22 protein-coding genes and 1 riboswitch are annotated in these 20,407 nt (G+C 62.5%); of the genes, 14 read left to right on the top strand and 8 right to left on the bottom strand.

Translation table 11 applies throughout. From position 1 onward, the window contains the following. Positions 1-55: 55 nt before the first annotated feature. Positions 56-1,666, bottom strand: a complete 1,611-nt coding sequence (locus X773_RS67180) for an ABC transporter substrate-binding protein (protein ID WP_031212569.1) — start codon at positions 1,664-1,666, stop codon at positions 56-58. Positions 1,667-1,980: 314 nt separating this feature from the next. Here X773_RS67180 and X773_RS67185 point away from each other — a divergent pair, with 314 nt between their 5' ends. The 6 genes from X773_RS67185 to msuE all read left to right on the top strand — a co-directional run bounded on the left by X773_RS67185 (position 1,981) and on the right by msuE (position 7,631). Continuing rightward, positions 1,981-2,967, top strand: coding sequence for an ABC transporter permease (locus X773_RS67185; protein ID WP_023679453.1), 987 nt, complete (start codon positions 1,981-1,983; stop codon positions 2,965-2,967). Continuing rightward, the gene (locus X773_RS67190) at positions 2,967-3,965 is read left to right on the top strand and encodes an ABC transporter permease (RefSeq protein WP_023679454.1); all 999 of its coding nucleotides are present in this window, start codon (positions 2,967-2,969) and stop codon (positions 3,963-3,965) included. Before X773_RS67185 ends, X773_RS67190 begins: the two co-directional genes overlap by 1 nt. Before the next feature lie 2 nt (positions 3,966-3,967). Further along, complete coding sequence (locus tag X773_RS67195) at positions 3,968-4,966, top strand: ABC transporter ATP-binding protein (RefSeq protein ID WP_023679455.1); 999 nt, start codon at positions 3,968-3,970, stop codon at positions 4,964-4,966. Further along, positions 4,944-5,891, top strand: a complete 948-nt coding sequence (locus X773_RS67200; RefSeq protein ID WP_023679456.1) for an oligopeptide/dipeptide ABC transporter ATP-binding protein — start codon at positions 4,944-4,946, stop codon at positions 5,889-5,891. Before X773_RS67195 ends, X773_RS67200 begins: the two co-directional genes overlap by 23 nt. Before the next feature lie 20 nt (positions 5,892-5,911). Further along, the gene (locus X773_RS67205; protein WP_023679457.1) at positions 5,912-6,967 is read left to right on the top strand and encodes an aldo/keto reductase; all 1,056 of its coding nucleotides are present in this window, start codon (positions 5,912-5,914) and stop codon (positions 6,965-6,967) included. 73 nt (positions 6,968-7,040) lie between these two features. Continuing rightward, a complete protein-coding gene (gene msuE / locus X773_RS67210) occupies positions 7,041-7,631 on the top strand; it encodes an FMN reductase (protein ID WP_023679458.1) in 591 nt (196 codons plus the stop codon). A gap of 413 nt (positions 7,632-8,044) precedes the next feature. Here the strand turns inward: msuE and X773_RS75180 are convergent, their stop codons facing one another. The 7 genes from X773_RS75180 to X773_RS67235 form a co-directional block, all read right to left on the bottom strand. Continuing rightward, positions 8,045-8,281, bottom strand: a complete 237-nt coding sequence (locus X773_RS75180) for a hypothetical protein (protein WP_023679460.1) — start codon at positions 8,279-8,281, stop codon at positions 8,045-8,047. A gap of 224 nt (positions 8,282-8,505) precedes the next feature. Further along, positions 8,506-9,099, bottom strand: a complete 594-nt coding sequence (locus X773_RS0139190; protein WP_031212572.1) for a HupE/UreJ family protein — start codon at positions 9,097-9,099, stop codon at positions 8,506-8,508. A gap of 47 nt (positions 9,100-9,146) precedes the next feature. Next, positions 9,147-9,686, bottom strand: a complete 540-nt coding sequence (locus tag X773_RS67215; protein ID WP_023679463.1) for a hypothetical protein — start codon at positions 9,684-9,686, stop codon at positions 9,147-9,149. A gap of 2 nt (positions 9,687-9,688) precedes the next feature. Further along, entirely contained in the window at positions 9,689-10,897 is a 1,209-nt protein-coding gene (locus X773_RS67220) for an agmatinase family protein (protein ID WP_023679464.1), read from the bottom strand. 10 nt (positions 10,898-10,907) lie between these two features. Further along, on the bottom strand, positions 10,908-11,717 hold the full coding sequence (locus tag X773_RS67225) for an ATP-binding cassette domain-containing protein (protein ID WP_023679465.1): 810 nt from the start codon (positions 11,715-11,717) through the stop codon (positions 10,908-10,910). Continuing rightward, positions 11,714-12,592, bottom strand: a complete 879-nt coding sequence (locus tag X773_RS67230; protein ID WP_023679466.1) for an ABC transporter permease — start codon at positions 12,590-12,592, stop codon at positions 11,714-11,716. The genes X773_RS67225 and X773_RS67230 overlap by 4 nt, the downstream gene beginning before the upstream one ends. A 38-nt stretch (positions 12,593-12,630) precedes the next feature. Beyond that, complete coding sequence (locus X773_RS67235; protein WP_023679467.1) at positions 12,631-13,695, bottom strand: putative urea ABC transporter substrate-binding protein; 1,065 nt, start codon at positions 13,693-13,695, stop codon at positions 12,631-12,633. Between the two features lie 101 nt (positions 13,696-13,796). Then, positions 13,797-13,912: riboswitch (guanidine-I (ykkC/yxkD leader) on the bottom strand. A 381-nt stretch (positions 13,913-14,293) separates the two neighbouring features. On the opposite strand from X773_RS67235, the gene X773_RS67240 reads away from it, so the two are divergent. The 8 genes from X773_RS67240 (at position 14,294) to X773_RS67270 (ending at position 20,185) form a co-directional block, all read left to right on the top strand. Further along, entirely contained in the window at positions 14,294-14,938 is a 645-nt protein-coding gene (locus tag X773_RS67240; protein ID WP_023679468.1) for an NAD(P)-binding domain-containing protein, read from the top strand. Then, complete coding sequence (locus tag X773_RS67245) at positions 14,931-16,436, top strand: aldehyde dehydrogenase family protein (protein ID WP_023679469.1); 1,506 nt, start codon at positions 14,931-14,933, stop codon at positions 16,434-16,436. Before X773_RS67240 ends, X773_RS67245 begins: the two co-directional genes overlap by 8 nt. Before the next feature lie 9 nt (positions 16,437-16,445). Beyond that, positions 16,446-16,790, top strand: coding sequence for a hypothetical protein (locus X773_RS67250; protein ID WP_023679470.1), 345 nt, complete (start codon positions 16,446-16,448; stop codon positions 16,788-16,790). An 8-nt stretch (positions 16,791-16,798) separates the two neighbouring features. Continuing rightward, positions 16,799-17,569 (top strand): type 1 glutamine amidotransferase domain-containing protein, encoded by a 771-nt coding sequence (locus X773_RS67255; protein ID WP_023679471.1) that lies wholly within the window; start codon positions 16,799-16,801, stop codon positions 17,567-17,569. A 145-nt stretch (positions 17,570-17,714) separates the two neighbouring features. Next, entirely contained in the window at positions 17,715-18,059 is a 345-nt protein-coding gene (locus X773_RS73875; RefSeq protein ID WP_023679472.1) for a hypothetical protein, read from the top strand. Between the two features lie 75 nt (positions 18,060-18,134). Continuing rightward, positions 18,135-18,929, top strand: a complete 795-nt coding sequence (locus X773_RS67260) for an AraC family transcriptional regulator (protein WP_023679473.1) — start codon at positions 18,135-18,137, stop codon at positions 18,927-18,929. 70 nt (positions 18,930-18,999) lie between these two features. Further along, complete coding sequence (locus X773_RS67265; RefSeq protein WP_031212580.1) at positions 19,000-19,191, top strand: YdeI/OmpD-associated family protein; 192 nt, start codon at positions 19,000-19,002, stop codon at positions 19,189-19,191. A 184-nt stretch (positions 19,192-19,375) separates the two neighbouring features. Continuing rightward, positions 19,376-20,185, top strand: coding sequence for an MBL fold metallo-hydrolase (locus X773_RS67270; RefSeq protein ID WP_023679475.1), 810 nt, complete (start codon positions 19,376-19,378; stop codon positions 20,183-20,185). The last annotated feature ends 222 nt before the right edge of the window (positions 20,186-20,407 follow it).

Genomic DNA, 20,407 nt, shown 5'->3' on the forward strand with positions numbered 1-20,407 from the left:
TCGGGTGGAGGAAGGGAACTCGTGCGCGAAAGGACCGCGCACGCGGGTCAGCGGATCAGGCGACGATATGGGCTGTTGCGAGCGAGCCGGCATTGCCCTCGGCGCCCACCGTGTGACCGGCTATGCGCCTGTTGTAGAGGGTGATTTCCGGTTGGCTGACGATGCCGATGTCGGGCAGGTCCTCGACCAGAATCTGCTGGATCGCGGCCCATTGCTCGAAGCGCTTTTCGTGGTCGACCTCGACGGCGGCCGCTTCAAGAAGTTCGTCGACCTTGGCATTGCTGTATTTCGAACCGTTGGAGAACGGCACGCCGGGTTTGAAATTCTTAGACCAGTAGAGGCGCTGTACGCCTACCGTCGGGTCGAACAGATTGCTCATGCCGTTGAAGGTGAAGTCGAAGTCGCGGTCGGTGTAGATGCGCTTGGTGTAGGTGGCAAAATCCTGGCTGCGCACGGTGACCTCGATCCCGACCGCGGCCAATGCCTGCTTGATGTAGTCGGCGCCGCGCTTGTAGGTTTCGCCGCTCGGGACATAGTCGTGGACAAGCTTGAGCCGGGTGCCGTTGGCGTCGCGCGGCAAGCCTGCTTCATCGAGCAGTTTATCGGCGGCGGCCGTGTCGACCGGATAGGTCTTCAGGTCGGCGATGAACCACTTCTTCAGATTGGGGTTGATCGGGCCTGGAATGGTTTCGCCATAGCCATAGTTGATCGTCTCGCGGATGACGTTGCGGTCGATGACATGGGCGAAGGCACGGCGGACGCGAACATCCTGGAAATAGGGTTTCTCCAGGTTGAACTCGACCCGGCTGATGCCATTTGAATATTGGTAGCCCTGTTTCTCGAAGCCGATATGCGGCAGCGTTTCGAAGCGCTGCAAATCGCTGTACGGAATCGGCGTTGCCGGCGCCAGATCGATCTCGCCTGTCTCCAGCGCCAGTGCGCGCGCCGAAGCGTCCGGGATGAAGCGGACAATCAGCCGGTCGAGATAGGGGCGCGGCGCGTCCCAGTAGTCAGGGTTGCGTTCGTAGACGATGTGGCTGCCGCGGACCCATTCCTTGAAGACGAAAGGGCCGGTGCCGACCGGCGCGACGTTGACCGGATTTTCGGCTGCCTTTGTGCCGTCATAGAGGTGCTTCGGCACGATCGGCGTTTCGGCCGCGGCCAAGGCCGTGATCAGGTAAGGCGACGGCCTCGACAGAACCAGCGTCACGGTCAGCGGATCCGGCGTCTGGATGTCTACAAGGTTGAGGAAGGTGTTGCGGCCGCGCGGATGAACCTCTCTGATCGTGGTGATCGAATAGGCGACGTCGGCAGTGGTGAACGGCTGGCCATCATGCCACTTCACGCCTTCGCGCAGCTTGAATGTGTATTGCAGGCCATCGTCGCTGACCGACCATTGCCTGGCCAGCGACGGCCGCGGCGTGAGATCGAAATCATAGGTCAGCAGGCCCTCGGTGGTCTTTGCCGAGACGTAGACCGAATTGAATGCCGTGTGGGCGATGGTCGTCAGCACAGGCGGCTCAGCCGAGAGCACCAGCGTCGCCGTTCCACCCTGTTTCGGCTCGGCGGCGTAGGCGCTGCGCGATTCAGGCAACAGGGTCGCTCCGAGCGCGGCTGCCGAGATGCCGAGGAACCTGCGGCGGTTCGGAATGAGGAAATGAGACATCGCGCCCTGGTCCTTTTTTGCTGCCGGCCCCGATCGGCCGATCGTCGGCCACCGAGTTGAAAATCCGTTGTTCCAAGAGCGGGCCCGTTTGCGGAAAGATTTGGCCAACCCGCTCCCGCGCTTAAGATTTCATACTTCAAACAGCTAATTTTGTAGCATGAAATAAAATTCTATTCTGCAATGTAACCATTTGCAGGATAAAATTTCTTAAATCAGGTTTGACAATGTCTATAAATCTTGTCAACTAAAAAGCACGGAACTTTTCGGGAAACTGCAACCCCGCTTCGTCAGCCACAGCCGGGATAGCGAGAACGATGTCGACCCTGACGCGTGTTGGCAGAACCTTCCGGCGCACCGCCATCCAGGCCGTGCCGACGGTTTTTGGTATCGTGATCCTGAACTTCTTTCTGCTCCAGCTTGCGCCGGGCGACGCCGCCGATGTCATGGCCGGCGAGGCTGGCTCGGCCACTGTCGAAACGATGGCGGCGCTTCGCCAGCGCTTCGGGCTCGACAATCCGCTGCTCGTCCAGCTGTTCAACTATCTCTACAATCTCGCACATTTCAGCCTCGGCTTTTCGCCGCGCTACGGCATGCCGGTCGCCGACCTGATCGGCCAGCGGCTGCCTGGCACGCTGTTGCTGATGGCAGTGGCGCTGGCCGTCGCCATTGTGCTCGGCCTCGCCCTTGGATCGCTGATGACGGTGTTTGCCGGGCGCCTGCCGGATCGTATGCTCTCGGTCATTTCGCTGCTGTTCTATTCCATCCCGGGCTTCTGGATCGGGTTGATGCTGATCGTGCTGTTTTCGGTCAAGCTCGGCTGGCTGCCGAGCGGCGGTTCGGGAACCATCGGCAGCAACCTGACCGGCCTTGCCGGGCTGTGGGACAAGGCGCGCTACATGATCCTGCCGGCGCTGTCGCTGGCGCTGTTCTACGTGGCGATCTATGCGCGGCTGACCCGGGCAGCGATGCTGGAAGTGCAGTCGCAGGACTATGTGCGCACCGCAGCCGCCAAGGGCCTGCCGCCGGCCATCATCACCATTCGCCATGTCCTGCGCAACGCGCTGATCCCCATTACCACCATGGCCGGCATGCATGTTGGCGGCATGCTCGGCGGCGCCGTGGTTGTCGAGACCGTCTATTCCTGGCCCGGCCTCGGGCGCCTTGCATTCGAGGCGGTCATGGGTCGCGATTTCACGGTGCTGCTCGGCATCCTCCTGTTGTCGTCGCTGCTGGTCATCGTCGCCAACGCGACCGTCGATCTTCTGCACGCCTGGCTTGATCCCCGCGTCGGAGTACGCTGATGGCTTCCACCGATTTCGCAGCCGGCGATGCCCGTTCCCGCCGTCTCCATGCCGATGCCCGCGGGCCCGCGGCACCGCCTGAGCCCGAGGCAAAGAGCTGGAGCAATCTCCACGCGCCCGACGCACGCTCCGCTTCGGCAGCGTCGGTGCCGATAGCCGTTGGAGGGCGTGCGCTGAAGGTTTTCCTGAGTAATCCCAACGCCATGTTCGGCGTGGTGTTCCTGTCGTTGGTCGTGCTGGCCGCACTGCTGGCACCAGTCCTCTATCCGGCCGATCCGCTATCGATGGTGGCGCGGCCCTTCCTGTGGCCGGGCCAGAACCCAGCCTTCCCGCTGGGCACGGACTCCATGGGCCGCGATGTGCTTTCTGGCATTCTGCATGGTGCGCGGATTTCGCTGTTCGTCGGCCTGGTGGCGACCGCGCTCGGTCTCGGCTTCGGCATCCTGGTCGGCGCCGCCGCCGGCTACTTCGGCGGCTGGATCGACGATCTGCTGGTGCGCCTGATCGAGATCTTTCAGACCATACCGAGCTTCGTGCTTCTGGTCGTCATGGTGGCGATCGCGCAGCCGACCGCGCCCGTCGTGACAGTGGCGATCGCCGTCATCACCTGGCCGACGGTGGCGCGGTTGACCCGCGCCGAATTCCGGGCCATCCGCGAGAAGGATTTCGTCATGGCCGCCCGCAGCCTCGGCTACGGCCATGCCCGCATTATCTTCCGCGAGATCCTGCCCAATGCGCTGCCGCCGTTGATCGTGACCTCGTCGGTGATGGTGGCGACCGCGATCCTGATGGAATCGGCGCTGTCCTTCATGGGCCTCGGCGATCCCAACGTCGTCAGCTGGGGCTCGATGATCGGAGCGGGCAGGGAATTGATCCGCACCGCTTGGTATCTGACAGCGCTTCCGGGACTGGCGATCGTCTTTACCGTGCTGGCGCTCAACCTGATCGGTGACGGCCTCAACGACGCGCTCAACCCGCGCTTCTCACAGGAGCGCTAGAGATGGCGGCTCCTTTGCTCAGGATCGACAATCTGACGGTTCGCTTCCCGAACACTGAGCCGGTCAGCCGGCTGAGCTTCGAGGTCGGTGAGGGCGAGACGCTGGCGATCGTTGGTGAATCAGGCTCCGGCAAGTCGCTGACTGCGCTCGCCCTGATGCAGCTTCTGCCGCGCTCGGCGAAAATCCCCAATGGCCGGATCGAATTCGCCGGCAAGGACCTGCTCGGTCTCGACCAGAAGGCTATGCGGAACCTGCGCGGACGCGAGATCGCCATGATCTTCCAGGAGCCGATGACGTCGCTCAATCCGGTGCTGACCATCGGCCGGCAGATCACCGAGGTGCTGACGCTGCACGAAGGCATACGCGGCAAGGCAGCGCGGAGCCGTGCCATCGAGCTTCTCAATCTGGTGCGTATTCCCGATCCGCAGCGGCGCATCGACGACTATCCGCATCAGCTTTCCGGCGGCATGCGCCAGCGCGTCATGATTGCCATCGCCGTTGCCTGCCGACCACGCCTGCTGATTGCCGACGAGCCGACGACGGCGCTCGACGTGACCATCCAGGCGCAGGTGCTCGACCTGCTCGATACGCTGCGCCGCGAATTGTCGATGGCTGTCGTGCTCATCACCCACGATCTTGGTGTCGTCGCACAATGGGCCGACAAGGTCGTCGTCATGTATGCCGGCCGCAAGGTTGAACAGGCGCTGCCAGACGCACTGTTCAGAACACCCCTTCACCCCTATACGCGCGGCCTGCTGGCCGCTTCGCCAAGGCTGAAGACCAATCTCCACTACCGCGACGCCAGGCTGACCGAGATTCCCGGCAGCATCGTCTCGGCCGCTGGCGAAAAGGGCTGCCCGTTCCGCCCGCGCTGCACGGTGGCGCGCGACAGCTGCGCCCATTTCGTACCCGCCCTCGTCGAGGTGAGCGAGGATCGTCTAGTCGCCTGCCCCTACAGCTTCATTCCGGAGGTTGCGCATGGCGCTGCTCTCGGTCTCTGACCTTTCCACCCATTTCCACGCCCAGGGCGGCACGCTGCGCGCCGTCGATGGCGTATCCCTCGAAGTCGGACGCGGCGAGACGGTTGGTCTCGTCGGCGAAAGCGGTTGCGGAAAATCGACGCTAGGCAAGACCATCATGCGGCTGGTCGACCCGACTAGCGGCAGGATCGAGTTCAACGGCACCGACATCACCGTTCTCGACGCGCGCCGGCTGAAGGCGGCGCGCCGTAATATCCAGATGATCTTCCAGGATCCGTTCGCATCGCTCAATCCGCGCCACATGATAGGCGACATCCTGACAGCACCCCTGAAGGTCCATGGCATTGGCAACAAGGCCGAGCGGCGGAAAATTGTCGAGGACATAGTCCAGCGTGTAGGATTGCCTGGAGATGCTCTCGGCCGCTACCCGCATGAATTTTCCGGCGGGCAACGCCAGCGCATCGGCATCGCCCGGGCGCTGATCCTCAATCCGGAACTGGTCGTCTGCGACGAGCCGGTGTCGGCGCTCGACCTTTCGATCCAGGCGCAGATCCTCAACCTGTTGGTCGACATGAAACGGCAGCTCGGCCTGTCCTATCTCTTCATTTCGCACGATCTATCAGTCGTCCGCTATTTCGCCGACCGGGTGCTGGTTATGTATCTCGGCCGCATCGTCGAAAGCGCCGACAATGCGACGCTGTGGACCTCGCCCCAGCATCCCTACACGCGCGCGCTGATGGATGCCGTGCCGGACCCGGCGCGGCGCCGCCAGGCCGCGCCGATCTATGGCGATCTGCCGAGCCCGCAGAACATCCCGAACGGTTGCCGCTTTCACACGCGCTGCCCGCTGGCGACGGATCTGTGCCGTTCGCAGGAGCCGGCATTCCGGGCGATCTCGCCCGGACACCACGTCGCCTGCCACTACGCCGAACCAACCCTCAACTGAAAGTTCAACGGAGCAGAAAAATGTCCGATTACCGCTATCTCGGCCGCAGCGCCCTGAAGGTTTCGCCGCTCAGCCTGGGCACGATGATGTTCGGCGGGCCGACCGAGGAGACGGTCGCGCATCGCATCATCGACAAGGCGCGCGAGCAAGGCATCAACTTCATTGACACCGCCGACGTCTACCACAACGGCAAGTCCGAGGAAGTCGTCGGTCGCGGTATCAAGGCGACGCGCGATCATTGGGTCGTGGCGACCAAGTTCGTCAACTCGCATGACAAGGGGCCTAATCTCGGCGGCCATTCGCGCAAATGGGTGATCCAGACGGTCGAGAACAGCCTGCGGCGCCTGGGAACAGACTATATCGACCTGTTCTACTTCCACCGCGCCGTCTTCGATGCGCCGCTGGAAGAGCCGGTGCGGGCGATCGCCGACCTGATCCGCCAAGGCAAGCTGCGCTATTTCGGCGTCTCCAACTTTCGTGGCTGGCGCATCGCCGAAGTCGCGCATCTGGCCGATGAACTCGGCATCGACCGGCCGGTGGCCAGCCAGCCGCTCTATAACATCGTCAACCGCACCGCCGAGGCCGAACAGCTGCCGGCGGCCGCCTATTACGGTCTTGGCGTCGTCTCCTACAGCCCGCTGGCGCGCGGCGTGCTGACCGGCAAATACGAGCCGAACCAGGCGCCTGCCGCCGACACGCGGGCCGGCCGTGGCGACAAGCGCATCGCCGAGACCGAGTGGCGCCCGGAATCGATCGAGATCGCCAGGCAGATCGCGGCGCACGCAAAGTCGCGCGGTGTTTCGGCAGCCGATTTCGCGCTGGCCTGGGTGTTGAACAACCGGTTGATCACGGCGGCGATCGCCGGTCCGCGTACCGAGGAACAGTGGGACAGTTACGCGAAGGCGCTGGACTTCAGGCTGACCGCCGAGGACGAGGCCTTCGTCGATCGTCTCGTCACCGCCGGTCATGCCTCAACGCATCGGTTCAACGATCCGAGCCATCCGGTCGAAGGCCGCGTGCCGCGTTCGGAGCCGGACGCGCCGATCCCGCTGACACGGCCTCTGCGCGCCGCCTGACGGTCGCCGACGAAATGGCGGGGCCGGCGGCCCCGCCCCCGTTTCCAATTGCTTTGGACAGATGAGAGAGCCCATGAATTTCCACGTCGAACGGCTGCGCCAGAACATCGTCGTGCTTTCGGGCAACACCCACAGGCCGTCGAAGTCGCGGACGCTGGCGCATCATCTCGGCGAGGCGCTGCGCGAAAGATTGTCTGTCACAGTAAATTTCCTCGATCTTGTCGATGCCGGCCGTGGTCTGGGTGCTGCGTTTACTCGAAAGGAATTGACGCCGGAGGCGCTGAATGTGGTAAACGCGGTCGAACAGGCCGACGCGCTGATCGTCACGACGCCGGTCTACAACGGCTCCTATGCTGGCCTGTTCAAGCATCTGTTTGACCTCATCGATCCACTGGCGCTCGTCGACCGGCCGGTCCTGATCGGCGCGACGGGTGGTGGCCAGCGCCACGCGCTGGTAGTCGAACATCAGCTTCGCCCGCTGTTTGGCTTTTACTCCGCCCTGACGGTGCCGAGCGCCGTCTATGGCAGTGACAGCGACTTTGCCGACGGCAAGCTCGTAGATTCGCTGGTTCTGGCGCGGGCCGGGCAGGCCGTGGATCAATTCGTTGCCTTGCTTTCAGCGCGCCAGCCGAAGAGCCAACCGGTCCGGGCGGCTTCGGCCTGACGGATATCGGGTTCGAGCAGGTGCCGGATGCCTTGGACGGCCAAATAAGCAGAACGTTCGGTGTTTTGGCCGACATCGGCGACGGAACCATACGGAACGATAAGGGAAGATTTCTGATTTTGGCCCACGAAAAAGTCAATGAAATCAATGCTTTTGATGCATCCTCCGGGCCCACCATTGTTATTATTTATCAATGACTTAGCGGTGTGTTTTGGTTCGGGTAGCCAAGTAATAACTGGCGAACCGCCGTCCATAGCGTTTGATTTTATTGACTTATGGTGGGCCTCCGGAGGCCGCAGATGTGTTGCCAGCCGCCGGTGGAGTGTCAGGATCGTTTATCAAGTGCTTGAACGACGCCGGCACGGTGTTCGGAATAGAAATCCGCCCATAGTCCCGTCGCAATCAACCTCGAATTACTGTCTGGATGCTACATCGGCCATCGCCGCACCCCACCCTGCGGCGATCTCGTAGCCCATGCGTGAGAAGCCGAATTCGCGATCGAATTTGTTCGGCGCTTTGACACGCCAGTTCTTCATGACCTCGCCCGGGAGGCCGCCAGCAGCGGTGACGACCAAGTCACGCTCGCCGGCGCGGAGTTCACGACGGCGATCATTTGGCGTAGCTGGGAACAGGCCGGCGACGTCAGGCAAGACCGTCCGGCTGCACCTAGGAAGTTAGTCGCGACCCACGGCGGACCGCTCCGTACGCGCGCGCTGCGTACGGCAAGCTGCTAGCCTCAATCTCCGGATGAGATCAGAGTCGCTCAGACCGGGTCTTCAGGATCTGGTACAGCACGTTTCGGATGCGCTGCCAAACGGTTAGCCGGTTGATCACGCCTTCGCCTCCTGTTCATCGCAGATGAATGGGCTGCGGTTCAGATGATCTGTGCCGCCAGCGCCACGCCGACCAACGACGTGCCGACCCCTGCCGTGCGGATGGCTCGCGGCCAGCGCCGAAGTGTTAGGGCGGCTAACGCGCCGGTCGCGTGAAGAGCCGAAGTAGCGACCACGAAGCCGACCGCATAAGCGATGCCGCTGGCCGTCTCGGGAATTTCGAGGCCATGGGCATTGCCGTGGAAGAGGGCGAAGAGAGCGGTCAGTGAGGCGGCCACAGCGAGCGGAAGCGGCTTGGCAAGCGCCATCATGGCGCCGAAGACCACCAGCGATAGCGTTATGCCGGTTTCCAGTGAGGGCAGGCCGATGCCGGCGATACCGAGCAGGGCGCCAGCGACCATCGCCGAGACAAAGCACGACGGCACGATGATGATCCCCTTGCCGCCGGCGCGAGCGGCAATGATGCCGACAGCCATCATCGCCAATAGATGATCGATGCCGGCCAGCGGGTGCTGAACGCCGTCTACAAACCCGTGGGCATGAAAACCGCCGCTATGGGCGAAGGCCAACGAGGGGATGAGAGTTGTGGGGGCTGCCAGGGCGAGTCTGCCGAAGAATGAAAGCGTTCTGTTCATGGTTCTTGACCTGTTTGATAGAGGTGCGATCGGTTCAAGGCCGGTGCTCATTGTCCGGCCCCTGGCATGGTGAATTGTGCGGCGCCGGACCTGTCGGCCAGAAGCCGCGCCTCGCCGAAGTCGAGGAGTCTTTGTCCCCTGACGTCATGGTAGACGAAGGCCAGGCGGCGCCGGCGCGACGTCAGTTTCGCGGGCAGCGGGTGATAGGTGACGCCGGCGCCACCAATCAGCGGCATGACGGCGCCGACATCGACCATGTCCTGCGTCTCGACGCGCAGAAGATGCAGCCGCACGCCGTCGGCGGTCTCGCCGACGAACGGAATCCCGGCGAGGCGCAGGAAACTGGACGGGTCGGGCGCCCGCGAAAACCCTTCGAGAAACGCGATCTCGACGAGATCGAGATCCGTCGCCCGCGCGTCGGCGGGTTCGGGCGCATGGTCGTGCGGTAGATGCGGTGTCTGCCATTGCAACGGCTTGCCGGCCGGCCCGTTGTGGCCGACGGGGTGGGGATGGTGATGATGACCGTTCGGCCCGTGATGGTGACCGTCGCCATGGTCATGGCTGTGGTGGTGATGATCATCGTGCATGGTCAAAAGCTCGTCGGCTTGTCGATGATGGATTTGTGTTTGCCGAGATTGCCGTGCGCGACCATCGAGCCGAGCGCCTCGACGACAACCCGCACGCCAAACAGCGCCGTGATGTCTGACGTGTCGTAGGGCGGCGACACCTCGACCACTTCCAGTCCGCAGATGCCGGGCGCCGACACTAGCCCGAGCAGCTTCAGTGCCTCGCGCGGCAGGAAGCCACCGGGCTCCGGCCAGCCCGTACCCGGCACGAAACCGCAATCGATGCTGTCGACATCGAAGGAGATGTATACGGCGTCGGTGTCCTTCCATGCGAGCTCAAGCGCGATCTCGGCCGCCTTCTCCAGCCCCATCTGTTCGATATCGGAGATCGTCAGCACGTTGGTGCCGCGCTTTCTCGCCTCGGCCACGCCGTAGCGGGGCACCTGCCAGCCGCCGATACCGAGCTGCACCAGATTGGTGGCCGAGACGTTCGGCAGGTTGGTCGCCCAATACCAGGGCGTCGTGTGCATACGTTCGTCGAGATCCTTTTCCTGGATGTCGATGTGGCGGTCGAAATGGATGATGCCGATTCGCTTGGAGGTCACGTCGGCGATACCGCGCACGCACGGAAACCCGATCGAATGGTCGCCGCCGAGCATGATCGGCAGCGCCCCGGAAGAGGCGACATGGCTGACGCCCTTGGTGATCTGGTCGAAGCTCTTTTCGAGATTGGCGGGGATGGTGAAGACGTCGCCGGCGTCGCAAAGCGTCATCTGCTCGCGCAGGTCGACACCGAGCTCGTAATTGTAAGGCGTGTAAAGCGCCGAGATGCGGCGCATGCCTTGCGGCCCGAAGCGGGTTCCGGGCCGGTAAGTGGTGCCGCTGTCGAAAGGAATGCCCATGACGGCAGCGTCATATCTGCCGACATCGCGGACGTTCTCGACATAGGGCGCCTTGAGGAAGGTGTTGATGCCGGCGAAATGCGGCAACTCGCCTCGCGCGAATGTCGGGATCGACTTGTCGATGATCGAATCCGATCCGGGCAGGCCCATGTCGAGTGCCCATTTCTGTTCCTTGCGCCAGCCATCCTCGGGCAGCTTTCCTTCCGCCTCGATCGACTTCCAGCCCTGCATGTCGCGGATCTCGAAGTTCGGATGGTGGAAGCGTTGGCGTGGCTGGTGGTCGGTGAGCCCGGCGCGACGATGCCGGCGTTCTGGACTATCTCTGTGCATGAAACCTCCTTCACGACGCCGTCGTCGCGATTGCGCTATCCAGTCGGGTCGTCCCGACCATCGCGGCCACTTCGGCCACGTCTCGTGCGGAAGCCCGGTGCTTGCGGTCGAGCTTCAGATCGTAGGTGATCGTCGCGCCATAGGCGGACGGGAACTGGGGGTCGTGGCGCACCTTGTCGAAGACCAGCACGCGGGTGCCGAGCTTGAATGCCTCGCCGATATCGTGGGTGACCATGACCACGGTCATGCCGTGCTCGGTCCAGAGCTCGGTGAGCAGCTCATGCATCTCGATGCGAATACCGGGATCGAGTGCGCCGAACGGCTCGTCGAGAAGCAGGATCTGCGGCCGGCCGAGCAAGGTCTGCGCGATCGCCAGCCGCTGCTGCATGCCGCCAGAAAGCGTGGCCGGATAGAGATCGCGCGCATGGCCAAGCCCGACCCGTTCCAGCATGGTTTCGGCTTCTTGCCTGGCGCTTTTGCGCCTGGCGCCGAAGACGCGGCCGAACGGTCCGCCCGAACGGAAGTCCTCGACCAGCAGCAAGTTCTGCAGCGCGGTCAGATGCGGGAACACGGAATAGCGCTGGAAGACGATGCCGCGCTGCGGCGTCGGTTCCGGCACGATCGGCTGGTCGCCGACGACGACCACGCCGCCACTTTGCTGTTCCTGGCCAAGCAGGATGCGCAGGAATGTCGATTTTCCACAACCGCTGGCGCCAACCAGCGACAGGAATTCACCCGCTTCGGCGGAGACATTGACCCGTTCCAGCACGCGGGCGTCGCCGTAGCTCTTCTCCAGCCCATGGACGAGGATCCGGCTCATCTGGTCCGCACCGGATGCGCCCAGGGCGAGATGATGTGAGAGAGCCGCACGAGCAGCCAGTCGGTCATCACCGCAAGCAGCGTGATCCAGGCGACGTAAGGCAGGATGACGTCCATCGATAGGTAGCGACGAACGAGGAAGATGCGGTAGCCGAGCCCCTCGGTGGAGGCGATGGCTTCTGCCGCGATCAGGAACAGCCAGGCCGGCCCAAGCGCCAGCCGTACGCAAGTGATGAGGCGCGGCATGACCTGTGGCAGCACCAGCCTGAGCACCATGGTCCAGCTGTTGCCGCCGAGCGTCTGTGCCTTGGCGACGAGCTCCGGCGGCAATTCCATCACCCGGTTGGCGATGTCGCGCACCATGACCGGTGCGACGCCGAGAGCGATCAAGGTGATCTTGGCCGTTTCGCCGAGGCCGAGCGCAATGAACAGGATCGGCAGCAGCGCCAGTGGCGGGATGACGCAGACAACTGTGACCAAGGGCAGCAGAAAGGCCCTGACGCGCGGGATGAAACCTATGGCGACGCCGAGGCTGAGCGCCACCAGCGTGGCCATGCCGACTCCGGCGAACAGCCTGATCAGGCTGGCATAGGTGTCGGCCCACAGGATCAGGTCGCCGGAGCGCTTGTCCGGCACTGTCGCCAGGTCTGAAAAGGCCGACCACATCTGTGCAGGGGAGGGCAGCAGCTTGTCGCTGGGATTGACCGCCAGCCTTTGCGACGAAGCGAAGAGATAGGCAATCGCCACGGCGGCAAACGGCAGCGTCCCAAGCAGCAACGCTCCGCCGCGCGAGACCGTCGCGTTGATGAGGCGAAGCCGCGCTTTCGACCTGCTAAGTTGCAGGCGCGCGACTTCGGGGCCTGCTGCGGCCTGCATGATGCCGGTTCCTCTGGCTAGCATGTCGCGCTCCCGCGTCAGAGCGTTCCGCCCGCCGCCTCTGCCATAAAGGCCTGATCGAAGCGCAGCTTGACGTTGTTGACGTCGCCCAGCGTCGAGCCGTCGGGGAAGCTCATGCCGATCACGTCGACGCTCGGCGCGTTGGTACCAAGAATGCCGTGGCTGAACAGGAAGTTGCGCACCAGATCCATGGTCTTCGGCAGTTCGGCGCCGTTGGTGAATGCGACCGCCTTGGCCGGCTCGAAGAACATCGCCGTTGATGCAAGCTGAGCGTCGAAACCGGCAAGATCCGTCCCCGACGCCTTGGCCATCTCTTCCTTGGCCGCCTTGCCTTCGGGCGTACCCGACGTCATCAGCGCCATGGCTTCATACCATGCACCGACAAGCGCCTTGCCCAAGGCCGGATTGTCCTTCAGCGTCGCGGTGTTGACGACCATCATGTCGATGATCTCGCCGGGGATCTCAGTCGAATCGAATACCTTGTGGGCGCCCGGCATGGCAGCGATTTCCGAGACCAGCGGATTCCAGGTGACGACGGAGGTGACGTCGCTGGTGCCGTAGGCAGCGACCATGTCGGCATCGGAGGTGTTCACCACCGTAATGTCCTTTTCGGCCAACTCCACCGTCTCCAGCGCGCGCGCAAGTAGGTAATGTGAGACGGAGAGCTCGACGAGATTGACCTTCTGGCCGGCAATATCCTTGAGCGCGGTCTTGTTCTTGAGGATGACCGCGTCGTTGCCGTTGGAGAAATCGCCGACGATCAAGGCCGTCGTGTCGACACCGCCGCCGGCCGGGATCGAAAGCGCATCCATGTTGGTCATCGAACAGCCGTCAAAGCCGCCGGCCGTGTACTGGTTGATGCTCTCGACATAGTCGTTGATGCGGGTGATCTCGACATTGATGCCGTATTTGTCGGCCCACTTCTTCATGATGCCGCTGTCGGAAAGATAGCCCCACGGCATCCAGCCGACATAGATCGACCAGCAAATCTTGAAGTCTTTCTTGGGCGCCGCTTGCGCGGCTGAGATGAAGGGGAGGCTGAGTGATGCGGCTAGGATGATTGTGGCCAGTTTGCGAAACATTACATACCCCTGTTTGCGATCCGGATTGCGTCCGAACGTCTGTTGGGGGGTTCACGGAGCGCGCATCCGGGAGAGGTTCGCGCCAGCAAACCCGTGCAGGGTTCTCCCGGGATTTTGGCCCGCCGTGTTCCGCCAGATGCCTCAATGCATCTCAAGCGGTCGCGTCTCTTGGACCAGCACCGTGATCGACACGGCCGGAACCCTAGACGCTCTGCACATGAATAACGAAGCAAGGGGCGTGCCAGTCCGGAAAGCCGTCCTGAGGCGGCCTTTCCCCGGATTTGCAGGCAATCGCGTTATGCTGATGCCACAAAAGTCATCGCAACGCCGACGGATTAGGCAAGGAAAATCTAGCGTCAACCAATATGAGCAAGCTTGTGCCCTGGGGACCTCCGCTGATCGCACCCTGCTCTATGGTCGCCCACACATACATGCCCAATAGGGACACGTTCGGGAAGGGCGTGAGCGCGCGGCGGATCCGGATGCCAATTGGCGCCGACCCATGTGACGAGTGCGCCCGATCGTGCAAGGGCAATTCGTGAAATAAGCGCGACTGCAATGATGCTAGGCAAGCCCGATCGCGTGTCGGGAGGCAGTTGTGAAAGTTGCGATCATCGGACCAGGCTCGCTCGGGAAGGCCTTGGCGAAATGTCTTGGCCTCGCCGGGCACGAAATTCGCCTCAGCTTCAGTCGTGACGAAGGCAAGTTGCGCGCAATCGCGGCAACCCTCCGTGTTGGCTTCGGTGCCCCTGACGAAGTAGCGAGATGGGCCGACGTAATTGCCCTGGCGACGCCATGGCCGGCTCTCGAGCTGGCGATGGACGCGCTTGGCGATTTGTCGGGCAAGATCGTCTGGGACAATACCAATGCAGTCGCACCTGACCTTTCCACGATGCTGCTAGGCACTACTACGTCTGTAGGCGAGGAGGTTCAGAGGCGCGCGCGGGGCGCCCTTGTCGTCAAGTGCATTCCGACCTTTGCCGAATTGCTTGACAGGGATGATCCGCGTCTCAACGGCGATCCGGTGACGAGCTATGTCGCCGGCAATGACGCAGATGCCAAGGCGGCGGTTTGCCGGCTTCTCGCCGATCTGCCGACAATACCGGTCGATGTCGGCGATCTCACGGCCTCGCGCCTGATCGAGCCGATGATGCTGCTATTGGTCCAGCTCGCCTATCGGCGCGGGATGGGGCCGGCAATTTCCTTCAATCTCATTCGACAGGACGGACGGACTCATGACTGATTATCTACCCGCGCGGCGCAAGGCGATTCCAGTAGGACGTCTGCTGATCGATGGCCAATGGCGCGATGCCGTCAGTGGCGAGACTTCGACGACTTTTGATCCGACCACGGAGGCGGCGATCACCGATATTGCGAAGGCGGACGTCACCGACACGAGCGATGCCGTCGCGGCCGCGCAGCGGGCTTTCGAGCAAGGACCCTGGGCGCGGATGCATCATGAGGAGCGCGCCAAGATCCTGTTTCGCATCGCCGATCTAATGGACGAGCGGGCCGAGGATTTCGCGGTGCGCGAGGCGATGGATATGGGTATGCCCTATCGCGATTTCCGCGATATCATCATGCCGCACTGCTCAGGACTGTTCCGCTTTCATGGCGGGCTCGCCATGAGCGCGATGGACGGCGCCTATCGTACCAGCTACGAACCAAATATCAGGATCCTGACGCGGCGCGAGCCGCTCGGTGTGATCGCTGCGATCACCCCGTTCAATTTTCCCCTCGCGCTGTCCTGTTCGAAAATCGCGCCGGCACTCGCGGCGGGTAACACGGTCGTTCACAAGCCTGCGACCGACACGCCCCTGACGGCCCTCGCCTTGGCGCAAGTGATCCTCGACGCGGGCGTGCCGCCAGGCGTCTACAATCTCGTCACCGGCCCGGGCGGCACCATTGGCGACGCGTTGGTCAACGATGCCCGCGTCGGCAAGATCGCCTTTACCGGGTCGACCACCGTCGGCCAGGGCATCATGCGCAACGGTGCCGGGACGATGAAACACCTGACCATGGAGCTCGGCGGCAAGAGTCCCAATATCGTTTTCGCCGATGCCGATATCGATGTCGCGATACAGGCAGCCTTCTGGGGCATCTTCTGGAACAAGGGCGAAGTCTGCGTCGCCGGATCGCGCCTGCTGGTTGAACGCGCCTGCTATGACGAGGTCGTCGAGAAGCTGAGCGCCATTGCGAAGTCGGCGACGCTCGGCGATCCGCTGGACCCTGCGACGATGATCGGGCCGATCGCATCGCGGGGCGAGTATGACAAGGTCTTGAGCTATGTCGAAGAGGGCAAGCGCACCGCGCGACTGGCCGCGGGCGGCGGCACCCGCCAGGTCAACGGCAAGGGCCTCTTCATCGAACCGACCATCTTCGCCGATGCGACCAACGACCTAAGGATATCGCGCGAAGAGATTTTCGGCCCTGTCCTGCCGGTGATTCCATTCGACAGCGAGGAGGACGCGATCCGGATCGCCAACGATACGAGCTACGGGCTCGCCTCGGGCATCCAGACCAGCGATCTCGGCCGCGCCTTGCGGCTCGCCGACCGGATCAAGGCAGGCACGGTCTGGCTGAACTGCTGGCACAAGTACCATCCTAATGCGCCGTTCGGAGGTTTGAAGATGAGCGGCTATGCCGCGAGCAGGGCCGCGAGGCGTGGGAAAGCTACACCCAATATAAGACGATTTGGGCGAATCTCGTCTGACCATGTGCCTGCCACCCCCAAAGAATAAGGACCAATCATGGCTTATATCACTACGATCGACGTCCTCGGAATCACACCGAAGGAGTACCGCGCAATCCTTGATGAAATGGGCGTAGAGCTCCGACCCGAACCGGGGATCTATCTGCATTTGACCGCACCGATTGAGGGCGGCTATCGCGTCGTCGAGGTGTGGGATCATCGCGAGGGATTCGAGGCATTCATGCAGACGCGGTTGGCGCCGGCGGCGGCGGCGATCGGCTTGAACCGAGAGATAAAGGTGACGATCGAACCGCTCTACAACATCTTCGCGCCCAGGTTGGAGGAGCTGCCGCCGCTGGTCGAGGACGCGGTTTTGCGCCCAAACGCTCCCATTCCGGCCTGATATCACGCATGTCGATCCGCGATCCCAACCCGCTCGACCCGCTGCAGCCCAAACACATCGCGATGGTCCTTTCAAACCCGGCTGTGTCAACCACCACAGGCTGGCCGGTCGGGTTTTGGTGGAGCGAGTTAACTCATCCCTGGCTCGCCTTCACCGAGCGCGGATATGGAGTCGCGATCTTCTCGCCTGAGGGCGGCAAATGCGAGGCGGATGCGTTGAGCGACCCGCGCGATCCGTCCGGCTATTCGGATACGGATCTGATCTCGCTCGGTTTCCTGTCGACGCCGAAACTGGCGGCGCTGGTGGAGACGACCCGGCCCATCGCAGAGCTGTCGGTCGACGCGTTCGACGCTATCGTCGTCGCTGGCGGCCAAGCGCCGATGTTCACCTTCGAAGGCGCAACTGAGTTGCAGCGGCTGTTCATCAACTTTTTCGCGGCCGGCAAGGTCGCGGCCGCCTTGTGTCATGGCGTCGCGCTGCTGCGCTACGCTCGCCTCTCAACCGGCGAGCTGCTGGCCAAAGGGCGCACTGTTACGGGTTTCGCCAATGTCGAGGAAGACTTCGCCGACAATGCCGTCTGGGAGATGGGCGCGCTGCCACACGGTACGCATCTGATGCCATGGCGGATCGAGGATGAGATGCGTGCGCTCGGCGCGAATTATGTTCAGGCCGGGCTGTGGCGCGATTTTGCCGTGCGCGACGGCAATTTGATCACCGGCCAGCAGAACTTCTCCGGAGCGGCGACCGCCCGTCTTGTCATCGAGGCGCTCGGTGGCTGAGGACCAAAGACCGCTCCTGTCGGTGAAGTTCGGGAGACAAACTCGCCGTCAGGGCGGGCGATGCCAAACGACATCGGCCCAATAGGATCCGGGTCCGTCCAAGAACTCCACCTCAAACAACCACTATCAGCAGCGAGGATGAACCATGGCCGTAGTGACGACACTTGATATTGCCGGCCTGACGGCCGAAGATTATAGCCGCATCCTCGATCGGATCGGCGTGGAGAAACGGCCCGCTGGCGGCATCTACCAGCACATCGCGCATGCCACAGACGATGGTTATCGCATCATCGAGATATGGGACGACAAGGCAGGCCTGGAGCTCTTCTTGCAGGACACATTGTTTCCCGCCGCACAGGAACTGCAAGTTCAGCGTGAAATGACCATTATGACCCAGACACTGCACAACATCTTTGTGCCCCGGATTGGTGAACTGACTGCCCTGGCAAATGATGCGCCTGGTGGACCAGTCAAACGGGCAAAAGTGTAGGCATCAAGGATCGAGGATGCGGCGATCGATCATCGAATCCCTGGAGGAACTTGCGTCCGGACGCCCGGTACAACGATGGTGACCGCGGCAAGTGCAAAGAGGTTGTTCTTTCCTGCCGGCGACTATCGCCATGCGCCGGCCGGAGTCGTTCAGCTGCGTGTGATTCGCAGCGGTTCATCCTATGCAGAGATCGATCTTGGCCGCGGGCTGCGGCGCGTCTTCACCCGCCCCGGCGACCTGCTGCTCAGTCTTCCCGAGCGTGCCACGCGGTTCAAGATCGAGGAGCCGCGAGAGCTGACGATGATCACCGTTGACTCCGCGCTGGCGTCAAGGCTCCTGGTATCCGCAGGCGGGACCCCCGAGGACCTGGCAATCCTGACCGATCGACCGATACGCGATTCGCTGGTGGCCGAGTTGTGCCGACGCCTCGAAGGCGACCCGCCAGCCAACCCGATCGTCCGCGAATGGACGCTGGGCCTGGTTTTCGCGAACCTGCTCCGTCTCGGGCATGCACGCCAGCGGCAGCAGAAGTCTCCGGTCCTAACCTCGCAGCGGTTCGACCGGGTCCTCGCTGCGATTGACGGCGATCTGGAAAAGGGGGTGTCGATCGACCATCTTGCCGGAATCGCGGGAATACCACGACGCGCCTTCACCGCCGCCTTTCGCGAGGCGACGCAATTGCCGGTACATCAATTCATTTTACGCCGCCGCGTTGATCGCGCGGTCGAGCTTTTGGAAAATAGCGATCTGCCGCTGGCCGAGATTGCTCAGCACGCGGGTTTCACTCACCAGGCCCATATGAATCGCGTCGTGGCCCGATTGAAAGGGCTGTCGCCAGGCCGGCTGCGGTCTCGCAGGCGCGACGGCTGACTTGTGATCTATTCCAGCATCAGGATTCGAATGGCGGAGATGTGAGTTGCTGAAACGTCCGTTGGCTAAGATGCCCGACAGTTTGCGTGCAGAGCTCGAGGCCGCAAATCTGATGACTGCTTTCGAGCAACGGCCTCCCTATCAGCGCAATGATTACTTGCATTGGATCGAGCGCGCCCGTCACCCGGAAACACGCCGAAAGCGCATAAATCAGATGATTGACGAGCTTACGAAGGGAGGAATCTACATGGGAATGCAATAAGAGCTGGCATCGCCGCGAAGCTAGCAGATCCGTCAACGATCATCTTCCGATCCGTGGCCTATCGAGATCGGGTGCTTTCCGCATTGATCTTCATCGGTTTCCCCACGCTTTTGCGCAGATTATGCAGGGAGCCAATAGTGACAATCGAACCTATCCTCCATTTTCGTTTGCGGCAGGTGGCCATATGATCGTGACATCGCAAACCAATAACGTGCTCGGCAGCACGTCAGGGAGGTGGCGCGTCTGGTCGCTCTCGGACGGTTACATCGAGATGCCGGCGGACCTTCTGCGGGACCCGCAGGATAATCCGGTGCCGCAAGCTGCGTTGGCAGGGGCGCTTCGCCTGTCTGTCAATTGCTTCGCGCTCGCAGGTCCAGGCGTTGACGGCGTTCTGATCGACAGCGGAGGAGGGGGCTGGGCTCCGACAGTGGGGCGTCTTGAGCAGGCCATGGCGGAAGCCAAGATCGACCCGGCTTCGATCACGGTCTTGGCGCTCACCCACGCCCATCAGGATCATGTGCACGGACTTTTGACCCCCGACGGCCGAGTGCTCTTTCCAAACTTGAAGGCGATCGCTATTCCCGAGGCGGCTGTGGGGAGCTTTTTCGCTTACGCGCACCTTGCGCAGTTCCGGCCCTTGCTGAAGCCTGTCCAGAATGGCGACCAGGTGGGTGAGCGATTGAGGGCGGTCGCCCTGCCCGGTCATGCTGCCGGTCATACCGGCTACGCGTTCGACTCGGACGAGGACCGTTTCCTATTCTTCGGGGACGTCGTTCATGTGCCGGCCTTGCAGTTCGGCAATCCCGCGTTCAGTTGGGGCTATGACGACGATCAGCTGACCGCGCGCGCAACCCGCCTAAAGGTTTTCAGTGACGCGGCCGAGGCGGGGACGTGGATCGCCGGCGCGCACCTTGGCTGGCCGGGCATCGGCCGCGTGCTGCGTAAGGGCGAAGCATACGGCTATGAGCCGGCAGGAGGACGAGTGACCGGATAGGCGGCCCGGTGCTGATCGGTTTATACCGCTCTCTTCGCCCAAGGCAAGGATCTCGACGAGCAGCGCGTCGCACTCCGGCGTCCTCAACGGCGGCGCTGCCATCGTCCGGCCCACCAAAATATCTGATTTTGATCCACTGGCGGCCGATCGATGCCTGAGGCTTACCGGATCGGCGTCTCGCCGCGAAACAGCGGCTGGTGCGCCCGCCTCAAGGCGGCGATC

The organism is Mesorhizobium sp. LSJC280B00 (genome assembly GCF_000502835.1).
GTDB lineage: Bacteria > Pseudomonadota > Alphaproteobacteria > Rhizobiales > Rhizobiaceae > Mesorhizobium.

What these genes read in the sequence shown, in the direction of transcription:
- X773_RS67180 (WP_031212569.1), bottom strand. Translation starts at nt 1,666, where the DNA reads ATGTCTCATTTCCTCATTCCGAACCGCCGCAGGTTCCTCGGCATCTCG.
- X773_RS67185 (WP_023679453.1), top strand. Translation starts at nt 1,981, where the DNA reads ATGTCGACCCTGACGCGTGTTGGCAGAACCTTCCGGCGCACCGCCATC.
- X773_RS67190 (WP_023679454.1), top strand. Translation starts at nt 2,967, where the DNA reads ATGGCTTCCACCGATTTCGCAGCCGGCGATGCCCGTTCCCGCCGTCTC.
- X773_RS67195 (WP_023679455.1), top strand. Translation starts at nt 3,968, where the DNA reads ATGGCGGCTCCTTTGCTCAGGATCGACAATCTGACGGTTCGCTTCCCG.
- X773_RS67200 (WP_023679456.1), top strand. Translation starts at nt 4,944, where the DNA reads ATGGCGCTGCTCTCGGTCTCTGACCTTTCCACCCATTTCCACGCCCAG.
- X773_RS67205 (WP_023679457.1), top strand. Translation starts at nt 5,912, where the DNA reads ATGTCCGATTACCGCTATCTCGGCCGCAGCGCCCTGAAGGTTTCGCCG.
- msuE (WP_023679458.1), top strand. Translation starts at nt 7,041, where the DNA reads ATGAATTTCCACGTCGAACGGCTGCGCCAGAACATCGTCGTGCTTTCG.
- X773_RS0139190 (WP_031212572.1), bottom strand. Translation starts at nt 9,099, where the DNA reads ATGAACAGAACGCTTTCATTCTTCGGCAGACTCGCCCTGGCAGCCCCC.
- X773_RS67215 (WP_023679463.1), bottom strand. Translation starts at nt 9,686, where the DNA reads ATGCACGATGATCATCACCACCACAGCCATGACCATGGCGACGGTCAC.
- X773_RS67220 (WP_023679464.1), bottom strand. Translation starts at nt 10,897, where the DNA reads ATGCACAGAGATAGTCCAGAACGCCGGCATCGTCGCGCCGGGCTCACC.
- X773_RS67225 (WP_023679465.1), bottom strand. Translation starts at nt 11,717, where the DNA reads ATGAGCCGGATCCTCGTCCATGGGCTGGAGAAGAGCTACGGCGACGCC.
- X773_RS67230 (WP_023679466.1), bottom strand. Translation starts at nt 12,592, where the DNA reads ATGCAGGCCGCAGCAGGCCCCGAAGTCGCGCGCCTGCAACTTAGCAGG.
- X773_RS67235 (WP_023679467.1), bottom strand. Translation starts at nt 13,695, where the DNA reads ATGTTTCGCAAACTGGCCACAATCATCCTAGCCGCATCACTCAGCCTC.
- X773_RS67245 (WP_023679469.1), top strand. Translation starts at nt 14,931, where the DNA reads ATGACTGATTATCTACCCGCGCGGCGCAAGGCGATTCCAGTAGGACGT.
- X773_RS67250 (WP_023679470.1), top strand. Translation starts at nt 16,446, where the DNA reads ATGGCTTATATCACTACGATCGACGTCCTCGGAATCACACCGAAGGAG.
- X773_RS67255 (WP_023679471.1), top strand. Translation starts at nt 16,799, where the DNA reads ATGTCGATCCGCGATCCCAACCCGCTCGACCCGCTGCAGCCCAAACAC.
- X773_RS73875 (WP_023679472.1), top strand. Translation starts at nt 17,715, where the DNA reads ATGGCCGTAGTGACGACACTTGATATTGCCGGCCTGACGGCCGAAGAT.
- X773_RS67260 (WP_023679473.1), top strand. Translation starts at nt 18,135, where the DNA reads ATGGTGACCGCGGCAAGTGCAAAGAGGTTGTTCTTTCCTGCCGGCGAC.
- X773_RS67265 (WP_031212580.1), top strand. Translation starts at nt 19,000, where the DNA reads ATGCCCGACAGTTTGCGTGCAGAGCTCGAGGCCGCAAATCTGATGACT.
- X773_RS67270 (WP_023679475.1), top strand. Translation starts at nt 19,376, where the DNA reads ATGATCGTGACATCGCAAACCAATAACGTGCTCGGCAGCACGTCAGGG.